Genomic DNA, 13736 nt, shown 5'->3' with positions numbered 1-13736 from the left:
TTGAGAAAGTAGGAAAGCAGTATCCAAGCGGCTTTTTCCGCGGTTTCCCAATAACGGCCGCTGGAGTCGGCAAGCGAAAAGGCAATAGCGGGAATGCCCATCAGATAAGCTTCCGTTGCGGCGGCAACCGTACCAGAATAAAGCGTATCATCACCCATGTTTGCTCCGTTGTTAATGCCGGATAAGACTAAGTCGGGTTTAAAATCGGCAAGGGCGTGTTGGCCGACATGAATGCAGTCGGTGGGCGTACCATTCACATAGTAAAACCCGTTTTCTGCCTGTTTCAGTTGTAAAGGACGGTCTAAAGTCAGGGAATTGCTGACGCCGCTGCGATCGCGTTCGGGCGCAACCACCCTGACATTGGCAAATTCTGCACACACTCTTGCCAAAACAGCCAAACCAGGCGCAAGATAACCATCGTCGTTTGAGATTAATATGTTCATGTGACAATATTGTGTCTATCGGTAAGATGGGCCGTATTGTACTGGTTTGCTTGAGCGATTGTCCACGAATCGGCAATGTTTGAGCGGAAAGGATAATAATGAAACATTATGAGTTAGACCCCAAAGCTTTATTGGGCGGCGTGATTGCTTCAGACGGCAATCAGGAGATTGTTCAGCTTTCACTGCAGAAGAATAATGAAATTCCGGCATATGAGGCGGATGCGATTATTTTGCTTTTGGTTTTAAACGGCAAAGCTGAAATCAAAACGGTGGACGAAGTTTTGCAAACCGAAGGCTTGCAAGTTATCCGTCTTGAGCCGATGGAAGCACACAGCATTCGTGCCTTGGCCGATAACACCAATATTTTGGTTATCAAACAATTAATTCACGAAACCGGTCTCAGCAAACGTTTGAGATTTGGAAGTTGCTGTCTGTAATGGCAATAAAGGCCGTTTGAAAAGTTTCAGACGGCCTTTTTAAAATCAGCTAGATTTATTTCAAACCTTTTTTCACCAAGTCTTCATAACCGCCATGGTTGGTTACGTTAGTGTAGCCAGCTTTTTTCAGCTCAGTCAGCGCGGCTTCTGCACGGCGGCCGCTGCGGCAGTAGAGGTTTACCGGCGCATTTTTATCCGGACTGACGGATTTGATGCGGTCAACGATTTGGTCATGCGGAATATTGAGCGCACCTTGCAAATGGCCTTCTTTAAACTCTTCGGCAGATCGGACATCAATCCAAACGCCTTTTGCTTTTGCAGGTTGTGCCGCGCTTTTTTCAACTTTAGGCATAGAGGCAGCGGAAGCGGCCAAAGGAGTGGTAATAGCGGCGGCAAAAAGTACAGCAGTCAGCAGTTTCTTCATGGTTCAATCTCCTATTAGATAGAAAACAATATGATAATTTTATCAGTTTAGCATTTCATCAGGCCGTCTGAAAGGGGAGTTGGCTTTCAGACGGCCTGATTTTACAAACCGATTAGCGTTGGGTTTCTACTGCTTCCAAAGCGCGCAAAGCGTAGGTATAAGCGGCACCTGCATTCAGAGCGATAGCAGTGGCCAATGCGCCGGCGATTTCGCTTTCGGTTGCACCTGCTTTGGCTGCGGCGGCTGCATGCACGCTGATGCAGCTTTCGCAACGTGTAGTAATGGCAACGGCAATAGCGATCAGTTCGCGTGTTTTGGCATCCAGTGCTTCGGCAGCGGCTGCTTGATCCAGTGCGCCGTAGGCTTGCAGCATTTTAGGATGGTTTTTACCCAGTTCACCGAATGATTTTTTTACCAAGGCGGTATGTTCAGGCCAGTCTTTAAACATGATATGTCCTTTCTTAATGTGAGTGGATAAGATAAAAAATCCTATCCGTTTGTGTTTGGTGTGTGTATTATTGCAATAATTGGAAGAATAAAATCGTCAAAACATCTCATTTATTGGTAAAAAACACTATGGATATTTTGGATAGGCTGGTCGAATTGGCGCAGGTAAAAGGCAGCGTGGATGTTCAATGTCTTTTTCGGGGGGAGTGGTATGTGCGGCATGAGCCAAAGCGTGCGCATGGTTTGGTGCATATCGTCACTGCCGGTTCGGGTTATATCCGAATTGATGGGGAGCAAGAGGCTAGGCTGCTGAGTGCGGGGGATATCATTTTTTTTCCGCGCAGCGTAGGGCATACTTTGAGCAGCGACAGCAGTTGTGAAAATTTCAGTGTCAGCGTGCTGACGAGTGAAAAAGGCGCATTTAAAGTCAAGCAGAGTCATGCAGGAGGCGATGCGACTTTGCATCTTTTCTGCGCGCGGTTTGAATATGAAGCGCAGGCGGATATTATGGCGGGGCTGCCTGATACGGTTTTACTGAATATCAACCATCCTTCTTTGCAGTATTTGGTGGCGTTATTGCAATATGAGAGCGGTCAAGCTTTGTCAGGTTCGGTAGCGGTTGTGAACGCATTGGCTTCGGTGTTGCTGGTATTTCTACTTCGAGCCAGCCTGGAGAAAAATGGGGAAGCGCAATTAAGCGGTTTGCTGAATGGTTGGCAGGACAAACGCCTGCGGAATTTGCTTCAGGCAGTAGTGGATAAGCCGGAAGAGGAATGGAATATCGAGAAAATGACCGCGATTGCCAACTTGTCTCGCGCCCAGTTGATGCGGGTATTTAAGCAGCAGACGGGAACAAGCCCGCACGCCTTTGTAAACAGTATTCGCTTACAGCAGGGGGCATTATTGTTGAAACAGACGGCGGATTCGGTTTTATCAGTTGCACTCTCGGTCGGTTTTCAATCGGAAACGCATTTTGGCAAGGCATTTAAAAAGCAATATGGGATATCGCCGGGGCAATATCGTAAGAATGATCGCGCTGATGAAGCAGCAGTACAAGCGGAAGAAATGCCGATTTACTTTATTTGAACAGATGATAAAAGGCCGTCTGAAAGTGTAAAAATGAAATCTAGGATTTCTAAAACACTTTTCAGACGGCCTTAATTTTAAAACGTATCAATCAAACAGAATTAGTCCAGTTTTTTGAAATGACGGCGACGTTCTAATTCGCTCAGGTAGCGTTTACGCAGGCGGATGGATTGTGGCGTAATTTCAACCAGTTCGTCATCGTCGATGAACTCAACTGCACCTTCCAAAGTCAATTTGATCGGCGTAGTCAGGCGCACGGCTTCATCTGTACCGCTGGCACGGACGTTGGTCAGTTTTTTACCTTTCAGAGGGTTTACCACCAAGTCGTTGTCGCGGCTGTGAATACCGATAATCATACCTTCGTAGACTTTGTCGTTTGGAGAAACGAACATACGGCCGCGGTCTTCCAAGTTCCACAGGGCGTAAGCAACGGCTTCACCTTGCTCTTGAGAAACCAGTACGCCGTTGTGACGGCCGGGCATATCAGATTTAACCGGTGCGTAGTCGTCAAAAACGTGGCTCATCAAGCCGGTACCGCGGGTCAAGGTCAGGAACTCGCCTTGGAAACCGATCAGGCCGCGTGCTGGAATGTGGTACTCCAGACGGGTACGGCCATTGCCGTCGCTTTCCATATTGGTCAATTCGCCACGGCGGCGGCCAAGCTCTTCCATAACGGCGCCTTGGTTGTCATCAGGTACGTCCACGGTCAGGTTTTCATAAGGCTCGCATTTTTGGCCATTGATTTCACGGAATACCACGCGCGGTTTGCCGACTGCCAATTCAAAGCCTTCACGGCGCATGTTTTCCAACAAAATGGTCAGGTGCAATTCGCCACGGCCAGAAACGCGGAATACATCAGCGTCGGCAGTATCTTCAACACGCAGGGCAACGTTGGTCAGCAATTCTTTTTGCAGGCGGTCGCGGATTTGGCGGGAAGTCACGAATTTGCCTTCAGTACCGGCCAAAGGAGAAGTGTTGACCATAAAGTCCATGGTTAGGGTCGGCTCGTCCACGCTCAACATTGGCAAGCCTTTAGGATTGTCTTTGTCGGTAATGGTTACGCCGATACCGATGTCTTCGATACCGGAAATAATCACGATGTCGCCGGCTTCAGCTTCTTCCAAAGGTACGCGTTCCAAGCCTTGGAAGCCCAACAGCTGGTTGATGCGGCCTTGGGCGACTTGTTCTTCATGATTCATAACGGCAACGACTTGGCCGGGTTTGATGCGGCCGTTCAAGATGCGGCCGATACCGAGGCGGCCGGTGTAGTTGTCGTAGTCCAGTTGGGAAATTTGCAGTTGCAGCGTTTCGTCCGCACTGCCGCTTGGTGCAGGCGTGTGTTTCAAAATGGTCTCGAATAGAGGGCGCATATCGCTGCTCTCGTCGTTCTCATCTAGTTTGGCAAAGCCGGACAGGCCGGAAGCATAGACGATAGGGAAGTCCAATTGTTCGTCGGTTGCGCCCAGGTTGTCGAACAATTCGAATGTTTGGTCGATAACCCAGCTTGGACGGGCAGACGGTTTGTCGATTTTGTTGATAACGACGATAGGTTTCAGACCCAAAGCCAAGGCTTTTTTGGTCACGAAACGGGTTTGCGGCATAGGGCCTTCTTGTGCGTCAACCAACAGTACGACGCAGTCAACCATGCCCAATACACGTTCCACTTCGCCACCAAAATCGGCGTGTCCCGGGGTATCTACGATGTTGATGTGGTAGCCTTCGTATTCGATGGCGGTATTTTTAGCAAGAATGGTAATGCCGCGCTCTTTTTCAAGATCGTTGCTGTCCATTACGCGCTCTTCTACTTGCTGGTTGGAACGGAATGTACCGGACTGGCGCAGCAATTGGTCAACTAATGTGGTTTTGCCATGGTCGACGTGGGCGATGATGGCAATATTGCGGATTTGTTTCATGATGATTTATGTGTTTCAGCTAGGTGCTTAAAAAAAAGATAACTGGCAATTATAGCACGATTCCTAAGTGTTGACGGAGTAGAAGATTCAAAAAAATGAGGCAAAAGCAGTTGAGAATAATTCATAATTAAATTTGATTGATTTTGTTGGATTATTTGCTTTTATTTATGGTTAACAAATGTAAATGTTTTTGAATAATGCAATGGATTCTTAATATTAATGTCAAAAAATTGTTATTAAAAACAGGAGATTAATTTTTCAGACGGCCTTTTAGGCAGGTTAAATTTTTTGATAATTGTTTGTATTTTAAATAGAAAATTTGTCAAAAGTGCTACTTGTGCATACAATTACCTCATTCCATAACAACACACGAATCTTCATTCGTGATTATCAACTTTTAAAAGAAAGAGAAAGAATTATGCAAGGCAACCAAGCAGTTATTGATTACATGAACGAATTATTGTCTGGTGAGTTGGCTGCTCGCGACCAATATTTTATCCACTCTCGCCTGTACTCTGAATGGGGTTACACCAAACTGTTTGAACGTTTGAACCACGAGATGGAAGAAGAAACCACTCACGCCGAAGATTTCATCCGTCGTATCCTGATGTTGGGCGGCACTCCTAAAATGACCCGTGCCGAACTGAACATCGGTACTGACGTAATCTCTTGCCTGAAAGCAGACTTGAACACTGAATACGAAGTACGCGATGCGCTGAAAAAAGGCATCAAATTGTGCGAAGAAGCTCAAGACTACGTTACCCGCGATTTGATGATTGCCCAACTGAAAGACACTGAAGAAGATCACGCTCACTGGTTGGAACAACAACTGCGTCTGATCGAATTGGTCGGCGAAGGCAACTACTACCAAAGCCAACTGTAATCTAGCGTATAACGTATAAGGAGCTGAATATGAAAGGTAATATCTCAGTTATTCGCGAGCTGAACAAAAACTTAGGTTTGTTGCTGATTACCATTAACCAATACTTCCTGCATGCCCGTATTTTGAAAAACTGGGGCTTTGAAGAATTGGGCGAACACTTCTTCAAACAATCCATCCGCGAAATGAAATCCGCAGACGATTTGATCGAGCGTATTTTATTCTTGGAAGGCCTGCCTAATCTGCAAGAACTGGGTAAACTGTTAATCGGTGAATCTACCGAAGAAATCATTGCCTGCGATCTGAAAAAAGAGTATGAAAAACATGATGCTCTGGTTGCAGCCATCGCTCTTGCAGAAGAACAACAAGACTACGTCAGCCGTGATTTGTTGGAAAAACAAAAAGACATCAACGAAGAACACATCGACTGGCTTGAAACTCAGCAGGAATTGATTGGCAAAGTTGGTTTGCCAAACTACCTGCAAACAGCGGCGCAAGAGGACTAAAACACAAACCACTGCCAAATATAGCAGTCCCTGCTCCCATCAACGGCATATCTTTACGGATATGCCGTTTTCTTTTGTGGAAATGCTTAAAGGCCGTCTGAATGTTCAGACGGCCTTGATTTTATATTACTTTCAAACGGTATAGATAAGTAGTTTCCTTGTTTCTGGCAAACGCCAAAGGATCGGATTCATCTATTGCTTTTTTGTGTTGCGGTTTGGTTTTCAAAATATCGACTACATTGAGCGAGGCCGTCTGAAAGCATTGGTTTAGAAAGTCTTTATCACGCAAATGCAAGTGTTCTGCCAAGTCGGAAATAATCAACCAAGCTTCGCCGTTTGGATTTAAGTGATGACGTACACCGTTGAGAAACGCAGTCAGCATGGCATGATTGGGATCGTAAAGGGCAGTCTCGATGGCGGAGGTCGGTTTTGCCGGCAACCAAGGCGGATTGCAGACGATAAGGTCGGCGCAACTTTCGGGAAATAAATCAATCGATTGGATGTCGACAGCTTTATCCAAGCCTAGGCGCTCAAGGTTTGCTGTGGCGCAGGCTATTGCTTTGGGGTTGGTGTCTGTGGCAATGATGTCGGGTATGCCTCGTTTGGCGAGAATAGCGGCAATCACGCCTGAGCCGGTGCCGATGTCAAAGGCAGTCTGAATATTGAGAGCGAGTGGTGTTTGGCTGATTAAATCCAAATATTCGCCACGCAGGGGAGAGAATACGCCGAAAGGAACATGGATTTTTCCATCAAGCTGAGGAATGTCTATGCCTTTTTTGTGCCACTCGTGCGCACCGATAAAGCCCAGTAATTGATTCAGCGGCAAAAGAAACGGCTTATCGTTAGGTGTGTTGTAAACATCGCGCAGGGCGGCGTAGATGTCGGGTGCACGTGCATTATCCAGTTGAAAATTCGGTTGGATTTCAACGGCAAGCATATTGAGCAAACGGCTTTGCTGAGCCTGTTTCATACGATGGGCGTGAAAGGCCGTCTGAATATCGGCAGGTACGTCTTTCTTTTTTTCAGACGGCCTGCGGATACGTTTTTTCATTGCGGCCAAGACTTGCTTGGCATTGTGAAAATCGCCAGTCCAAACAGTTGCAGTTTGCGCATGGGCATTTTTTAAGATTTCTGCTGCACCTGCTTCTTGGATGTAAACCGCCTGCTTAGGCGGCTTTTGTGTGCTTTCGTTGCGCCATTCGATGTCGGAACGGTCGGTAGGGATGGTGTGGAACATAATGTGTTTCAAATCGGGGAAATAGGGGATTAGTTTACTATATTTAGGATGGGTTCGGTTTGAGAGGAGCCTTTAATAGTCTAAATTAGACAAAATGTATAAAAATTTCTTAATTTTTAAAATTTACACCAATATTTTGATAAAAATAGATTGTTGTTTTGTCTAAAATGAGTATAATTCAAAACCAGAACATAATAATCTTAATCAGATTTGGACAAGGAACATCATGCAATTAGACATTGACCGTTTGGTTGCCTATTTTGGCGGCGTAAACTCGCTGGCCGAAGCCCTGAAACAGCACGACCCGGAAAATGCTGCGACCACAGCGGCTATCTACAAATGGCGTACACGCGGTTCTCTGCCTTTGGCTCAGTTGCAAAAACTGACCGCTTTGGCGGAAGCACAAGGCAGACCGCTTGATTTGAATGCTTTTTTACAAAAAAACGAATCTCTGGAGAGAACAGAAATGACACAAACCAACCGCGTTATCATTTTCGATACCACTATGCGCGACGGCGAGCAGTCGCCCGGTGCATCCATGACCAAAGAGGAGAAAATCCGTATTGCCCGCCAGTTAGAAAAGATGGGTGTCGATGTGATTGAGGCAGGTTTTGCAGCAGCCAGTCCGGGCGATTTTGAATCGGTTAATGCGATTGCCAAAATCATTACCAAATCTACAGTTTGCTCATTGGCGCGTGCCGTTGAAAACGATGTGCGCAAAGCAGGCGAAGCTGTTTCCCCTGCGCCGAATAAACGTATTCACACTTTTATCGCCACCAGCCCGATCCACATGGAGCACAAACTGAAAATGAAGCCGCAGCAAGTCATCGATGCGGCGGTCAAAGCGGTGAAAATCGCCAAAGAATACACTGATGATGTGGAATTTTCCGCCGAAGACGCCGTGCGTTCGGATTTGGACTTCCTTGCCAAAATCTTTACGGCGGTTATCGAAGCAGGCGCAACCACCATCAATATTCCCGATACTGTCGGCTACTCCATCCCTTCCGTATGGTACGAGCGTATCAGTAACATCATCAAAAGCGTGCCCAACGGCGACAAAGTAGTCTGGTCGACCCACTGCCACAACGACTTGGGTATGGCGGTTGCCAACTCGCTGGCCGCTGTTCAGGCAGGCGTGCGTCAGGTGGAATGTACCATCAACGGCTTGGGCGAACGCGCGGGCAATGCCAGCCTTGAAGAAATCGTGATGGCGTTGAAAGTGCGTCATGATTTGTTCGGCTTGGAAACCGGCATCGATACCACGCAAATCGTGCCGGTATCCAAACTGGTATCTACTATCACCGGCTATCCGATTCAGCCAAACAAAGCAGTAGTCGGCGCAAACGCCTTTGCGCACGAATCAGGCATCCACCAAGACGGCGTGTTGAAACACCCTGAAACCTATGAAATCATGACTGCCGAATCAGTCGGCTGGTCAACCAATCGCCTGACTTTGGGTAAACTCTCCGGCCGTAATGCTTTCAAAACCAAGCTGGCAGATTTGGGTATTGAGTTGGAAAGCGAAGAGGCGTTGAATGCGGCATTTGCACGCTTCAAAGAGCTGGCGGATAAGAAACGCGAAATATTTGATGAAGACCTGCACGCTTTGGTGTCTGACGAAATGGGCAATATGAATACCGAAAGCTACAAATTCATTTCCCAAAAAATCAGCACTGAAACCGGCGAAGAACCGCGCGCCGATATTGTGTTCAGTATTCGCGGTGAAGAAAAACACGCTTCCGCTAGCGGCTCAGGCCCTGTTGATGCCATCTTCAAAGCCATTGAAAGCGTAGCACAAAGTGGCGCGACCTTGCAGATTTACTCTGTCAATGCGGTAACTCAAGGTACAGAAAGCCAAGGCGAAACTTCCGTCCGTCTGCAACGTGGCGACCGTGTGGTCAACGGCCAAGGTGCGGATACCGACGTATTGGTGGCAACTGCCAAAGCCTATTTGTCTGCGCTGAGTAAATTGGAATTCGGTCAAGCCAAACCTAAAGCACAAGGCAGCGGCATGATTTGATTTATTGAAAAAGTAAAGGCCGTCTGAAATCGTAGTGATACGTTTCAGACGGCCTTTTTTATTTGGTTAGAAATAGTTTATTTATTGAAGTTTAAGCAGTCGGTCTTGTTCGACAGACAATACGCCGTTTACCTTTTTGAAATAGGCAATGGCATCTTCAATATTGGTCTTGGAAGATGGACGAATAGCAATGCCGTTCAGGTTTTTGTATTCGTAAACCAAAGTTGCACCCGAGGTTTTCACTGCTTTTAGCAATGGTGCAGAACCGGTTTGGGCATCATAGAAGATAATCAGATTGCCGGTTGTATCTTGGGCTTGTTGCTGAGATGGAATTGCAGTTGATTGAGTAGGAGTGCTTGGGCTTTGGCAGGAACAAAGCAGGGTGGAGAGTAGGATAAATGCTAGGGTTTTCATGGCATTAATTCAATTTGATAAAAGACTAAGGCCGTCTGAACAATCGTAAAACGAAATCAAAGTTTCCATTTACAACTTTCAGACGGCCTTAGTTCCTTATGCTTCGGGCAGTTCCATGTCTAAAACGGTTTGTTCTTGTTTGGCACGGAAAGCGGCCAATTTTTCAGCCAATTCAGGATTTTCGTTGGCCAAAAGTGAAATGGCAAACAGCGCTGCATTGGCCGCACCGGCTTCGCCAATGGCAAATGTGGCAACAGGAACGCCTTTGGGCATTTGCACAATCGAAAGCAGGGAGTCTTCGCCGCGCAGATATTTGCTGGGAACGGGAACGCCCAAGACGGGTACCGTGGTTTTGGCAGCGACCATGCCCGGTAAATGCGCTGCGCCGCCTGCTCCGGCAATGATGGCTTTGATGCCGCGTTCGCGTGCGGTTTCGGCATATTCAAACATCAAATCAGGCGTGCGGTGTGCAGAGACGACACGCGCTTCGTATTCAACGCCGAATTTTTTGAGAAATTGTGCTGCCTGCTGCATCACCGGCCAATCGCTGTTGCTGCCCATAATAATGCCGACTTGGATCATGAGGAGTTCCTTTTGCTTGAATGGATTAAGGGTAAAAAATATTCAGACGGCCTTGGGGATGACAAGGCCGTCTGAACGTTTATCTTTGTTTAAGGCTGATGGAAGCGCGCTTTGCCGCTTCGCTGTTGGGGAAGCTCTGTATCAGTTTGCGCCATGTGCTGCGGGCGATGTCTTTTTGTTGCAGTTTGTATTGGCACTGGCCGATGCTATACATCGCATCGGGAGCTTGCGGGCTGTTACGGAATCGGTTGGCGTAGCGGTTGCCGATTTCTATAACGGATTCGCAGTTGCCCAGACGTTGTTGGCTTTGCAGGAGCAGGTACATATTGCGGCGGGCAATTTCGCTGCCATTGCCGCCGTCAGCCTCTTTCAAAATGGCTACTGCGGCAGAGAAGTTGTTGCGTTGGTAGTATTTTTGCGCCTGATTATAAAGGCGCAGTTCGTTTTGTGCGGCCGAGTCTGTTTCAGACGGCACGCCGCCGCCATTGGCCAAATAATTCATTTTCAGCTTGCGGTCGTCTAATCGCTGGGCTTTGGGTTTGGAAGCCGAAGTAGTCGGACGTTTGATGTTTCGTTGTTGTTCCAATGTGTGCAAGCGTTGATTTAATTCTTCAACCGTGCGTTCCAGTCGGGCAATTTGTATGCCCAAGTGGTCAATCTGAGTTTGTGCGTCCAAGCGTGGATAGGGGATACTTTTTTCATGCAAAGGCTCACGCGGAATATCCGGCAGGACAAAGTTGGGATTGTCGGCAGGTTTGGGAGGATGGGAAACGGCGCACGATGTGGCCAATAGAGTAAGCGGCAAAAGAAACAGGGAATGTGATAATGTTTTCATCGGATTGTGTCGTTTTATTTTTTTAGTAGCAATGTCAAACCGTCGCCGACAGGCAGGGTAATGGGAATAATGCGTGTATCGTGCGGCAGATTTTGGTTGAAATGGCGCAGGATATCCAAGCTGGGCGGATCATTTTCGGCAGCTTCATTCATGACGCGCCCACCCAACAAGATATTGTCGATGGCAATCACGCCGCCACTCCGTACCAGTTGCAAACAGCGTTCAAAATATTTCGGCGTAGGCGGTTTGTCGGCATCGATAAGTGCTAAGTCGTAGCTTTCCGATTCGCCTTGCGCAATCAAATCGTCCAAAGTCAGCAAAGCCGGTTGCAGATGAAGCGAGATTTTATGCGCTATGCCTGCTGCCTGCCATATTTCGCGGGCAATATCGGTAAAGGTTACATTAATGTCGCAAGCCGTGATTTTGCCGTCTTCGGGGAGGGCAAGCGCCATGGCGGTGCTGCTGTAACCGGTAAAGACGCCAACTTCCAAATATTTTTTGGCATTCAATAATTTGGCCAACCACACCAACATGGCTGCCTGCTCTTGGGCGATGGCCATCTTTCCCAGACGATGTGATTGGGTACGCTCGCGCAATGCGGTCAAAACGGGATGTTCGGATTGACCGATGCTGTTGAGGTAATGTTGTAATGCCGGATCGGTATTGTGGGTGTTGGTCGTCATGCCGATACGGGATTAGTCTTGATAGTAGGTGTAGGGTTTTTTGTTGACTTTGGCTGCTTCAAATTCGGCCTGCTCTGTCGGGTTGAGGGTAACATCCCACAGCAAATGGCGGTTTTCGAGGCGTTGCGCTTCCATTTCGGGATTGTCTTCCATGAGTTTGTCGAGGAATTGGGTAGCTTCGGACTTGTAGTGGTACATGATGTTCTGCCTGAATCGTTGTCAGACCGTCATTATAGCCGATATTTTTTGTCAATACGCTAATTAATCGAACTTCCATAAGGTATAATGGCACGTCTTTTTTAGGCCGTCTGAAGCCTTTGCTCAATGTTTTGTCCCTTCTGCGGCAGAATATTGTGCAAAGGCTTAAGCCAGACAAGTTTCAGACGGCCTTTTTTATTGTGAAAAGAGCTGCTTATGTTAAAAAAATGGCTGCATAAAGTGTTGCCTAAAAAACACGTCAAATCGTTGCCCGAAAAGGAAATTATCCCGCTTGAGCAACACCGTATCCGCGCGGATATGTTGAGCTTTGCCGCGGAGAAAATTGCCAAACGCCTGCATGAGGCCGGTTTTCAGGCTTATGTTGTGGGTGGTGCCGTTCGGGATTTGTTGCTCGGGGTTGAGCCCAAAGACTTTGATATCGCAACCGATGCCACGCCGGAGCAAATCCGCAAAGTATTCCGCCGTAGCCGCATTATCGGCCGCCGCTTTCAAATCGTTCATGTGATGATTGGTCCTGAAACCATTGAAGTGACGACGTTTCGCGGCGGCGATAAGGTTCAGCAAAATGCGCAAGGCCGCATTATGAAGGACAATACTTACGGCAGCATTGAAGAAGATGCCATGCGCCGCGATTTTACTTGCAATGCGCTGTATTACGACCCGATTAAAGAGGAAATTTGGGATTTCCATCAAGGCGTAGCTGATGTTGCCGATAAAAAATTGGTGATGATAGGTAATCCTGCCGAACGCTATCAGGAAGATCCCGTCCGTATTCTTCGCGCCGTCCGATTGTCGGGTAAATTGGGTTTTGAAGTGGAAGAGCAAACCGCTTTGCCGATTGCCGAATACGCAGGCCGTCTGAAAAATGAGCCTGTGGCCCGTCTTTTTGATGAAATTCTGAAAATTCTGTTTTCCGGTTATTCCCGTGCCTGTTTGAAACGGTTGAACGAGTTGGGTATTCCCGAAGGCATCCATCCGCTTTTAGATGCCTTGAAAACGGCTGAAGCGGCTGAAAACCGTATGATTATGTTGGCCTTGAAAAATACCGATGAGCGCCTTCGTTCGGATAAGTCCGTTTCCGTCGGTTTTGTATTGGCGGCGGTATTGTGGCCGACACTAAACGCCATTTGGCAACGCAATCAAAGCCATAGTCAAAAACCTGTCCCTGCGTTGATGGATGCGATGAACACCATGCGCGATACGGTGGAGAAAGGTTGGGGCGTTCCGCAACGATTTTCTGCAACCATGCGTGAAATCTGGCAATTTCAGCCGCAATTCGACAATATGCGCGGCGTGCGCCCGTATCGTCTGTTGGTGCAAGCCCGTTTCCGAGCCGCTTATGATTTTCTGATTTTACGTAGCGAGGTTGGCGAGGTTGATAAAGAGAAGGCTTCTTGGTGGACAACTTTCCAACATGCCGATGAGGAAACCCGTCAGCAAATGACTGCGGCCAATGAGCATAAACGTCAGAAACAAAGTGGATCAACTGACGGCAAACCCAAACGTCGCCGCCGTCGTCGTCCGAAAAAGAAAGGGGCTGACGTAGATTAGCGGTTATGCTAGGCTACGAAAATGCAGATAACCAATTGTAAATTAAGCAAGATAGTTCA

Annotated in this window: 16 protein-coding genes; 6 read left to right on the top strand and 10 right to left on the bottom strand. The window is 47.5% G+C overall.

Annotated elements, in window-relative coordinates; all coding sequences use genetic code 11:
- The coding region (surE, locus tag ACTHSP_RS12000) for a 5'/3'-nucleotidase SurE (RefSeq protein WP_440346161.1) at positions 1-443 on the bottom strand (443 nt) is incomplete at its 3' end.
- Between the two features lie 98 nt (positions 444-541).
- Between surE and ACTHSP_RS11995 the strand changes: the two genes are divergently transcribed.
- Positions 542-880, top strand: coding sequence for a hypothetical protein (locus ACTHSP_RS11995; RefSeq protein ID WP_004520298.1), 339 nt, complete (start codon positions 542-544; stop codon positions 878-880).
- A gap of 55 nt (positions 881-935) precedes the next feature.
- Here the strand turns inward: ACTHSP_RS11995 and ACTHSP_RS11990 are convergent, their stop codons facing one another.
- Together ACTHSP_RS11990 and ACTHSP_RS11985 are read right to left on the bottom strand one after the other, a co-directional pair.
- The gene (locus ACTHSP_RS11990) at positions 936-1304 is read right to left on the bottom strand and encodes a rhodanese-like domain-containing protein (protein ID WP_314512332.1); all 369 of its coding nucleotides are present in this window, start codon (positions 1302-1304) and stop codon (positions 936-938) included.
- Between the two features lie 112 nt (positions 1305-1416).
- A complete protein-coding gene (locus ACTHSP_RS11985) occupies positions 1417-1752 on the bottom strand; it encodes a carboxymuconolactone decarboxylase family protein (RefSeq protein WP_003680742.1) in 336 nt (111 codons plus the stop codon).
- 128 nt (positions 1753-1880) lie between these two features.
- Between ACTHSP_RS11985 and ACTHSP_RS11980 the strand changes: the two genes are divergently transcribed.
- On the top strand, positions 1881-2837 hold the full coding sequence (locus ACTHSP_RS11980; RefSeq protein WP_314512330.1) for an AraC family transcriptional regulator: 957 nt from the start codon (positions 1881-1883) through the stop codon (positions 2835-2837).
- A gap of 101 nt (positions 2838-2938) precedes the next feature.
- Here the strand turns inward: ACTHSP_RS11980 and typA are convergent, their stop codons facing one another.
- Positions 2939-4750: a translational GTPase TypA gene (typA, locus tag ACTHSP_RS11975; protein WP_314512328.1), complete on the bottom strand. Its 1812-nt coding sequence runs from the start codon at positions 4748-4750 to the stop codon at positions 2939-2941.
- A gap of 418 nt (positions 4751-5168) precedes the next feature.
- Between typA and bfr (ACTHSP_RS11970) the strand changes: the two genes are divergently transcribed.
- Both bfr (ACTHSP_RS11970) and bfr (ACTHSP_RS11965) read left to right on the top strand, forming a co-directional pair.
- The gene (gene bfr / locus ACTHSP_RS11970) at positions 5169-5633 is read left to right on the top strand and encodes a bacterioferritin (RefSeq protein WP_004520304.1); all 465 of its coding nucleotides are present in this window, start codon (positions 5169-5171) and stop codon (positions 5631-5633) included.
- 29 nt (positions 5634-5662) lie between these two features.
- Positions 5663-6136: a bacterioferritin gene (bfr, locus tag ACTHSP_RS11965; protein WP_107696846.1), complete on the top strand. Its 474-nt coding sequence runs from the start codon at positions 5663-5665 to the stop codon at positions 6134-6136.
- A 121-nt stretch (positions 6137-6257) separates the two neighbouring features.
- Here bfr (ACTHSP_RS11965) and ACTHSP_RS11960 read toward each other — a convergent pair whose 3' ends face one another.
- Positions 6258-7373: a methyltransferase gene (locus tag ACTHSP_RS11960; RefSeq protein ID WP_440346160.1), complete on the bottom strand. Its 1116-nt coding sequence runs from the start codon at positions 7371-7373 to the stop codon at positions 6258-6260.
- A gap of 226 nt (positions 7374-7599) precedes the next feature.
- On the opposite strand from ACTHSP_RS11960, the gene ACTHSP_RS11955 reads away from it, so the two are divergent.
- A complete protein-coding gene (locus tag ACTHSP_RS11955; protein ID WP_440346159.1) occupies positions 7600-9393 on the top strand; it encodes a 2-isopropylmalate synthase in 1794 nt (597 codons plus the stop codon).
- Between the two features lie 81 nt (positions 9394-9474).
- Here ACTHSP_RS11955 and ACTHSP_RS11950 read toward each other — a convergent pair whose 3' ends face one another.
- The 5 genes from ACTHSP_RS11950 to ACTHSP_RS11930 form a co-directional block, all read right to left on the bottom strand.
- Entirely contained in the window at positions 9475-9807 is a 333-nt protein-coding gene (locus ACTHSP_RS11950; protein WP_070712335.1) for a hypothetical protein, read from the bottom strand.
- A 96-nt stretch (positions 9808-9903) separates the two neighbouring features.
- Positions 9904-10389: a 5-(carboxyamino)imidazole ribonucleotide mutase gene (gene purE, locus ACTHSP_RS11945; RefSeq protein ID WP_440346158.1), complete on the bottom strand. Its 486-nt coding sequence runs from the start codon at positions 10387-10389 to the stop codon at positions 9904-9906.
- A 79-nt stretch (positions 10390-10468) separates the two neighbouring features.
- Positions 10469-11224, bottom strand: coding sequence for a tetratricopeptide repeat protein (locus ACTHSP_RS11940; RefSeq protein ID WP_314512320.1), 756 nt, complete (start codon positions 11222-11224; stop codon positions 10469-10471).
- A gap of 14 nt (positions 11225-11238) precedes the next feature.
- Complete coding sequence (locus ACTHSP_RS11935; protein WP_314512318.1) at positions 11239-11907, bottom strand: O-methyltransferase; 669 nt, start codon at positions 11905-11907, stop codon at positions 11239-11241.
- Between the two features lie 12 nt (positions 11908-11919).
- On the bottom strand, positions 11920-12105 hold the full coding sequence (locus tag ACTHSP_RS11930; protein WP_003680728.1) for a DUF3460 family protein: 186 nt from the start codon (positions 12103-12105) through the stop codon (positions 11920-11922).
- A 216-nt stretch (positions 12106-12321) separates the two neighbouring features.
- Between ACTHSP_RS11930 and ACTHSP_RS11925 the strand changes: the two genes are divergently transcribed.
- On the top strand, positions 12322-13677 hold the full coding sequence (locus tag ACTHSP_RS11925) for a polynucleotide adenylyltransferase PcnB (RefSeq protein WP_314512316.1): 1356 nt from the start codon (positions 12322-12324) through the stop codon (positions 13675-13677).
- Positions 13678-13736: the final 59 nt, after the last annotated feature.

The organism is Neisseria sp. P0001.S005 (assembly GCF_051963715.1).
The sequence above is the reverse complement of the archived record's forward strand: the minus strand, read 5'-3'. Positions and strand labels throughout refer to the sequence as shown.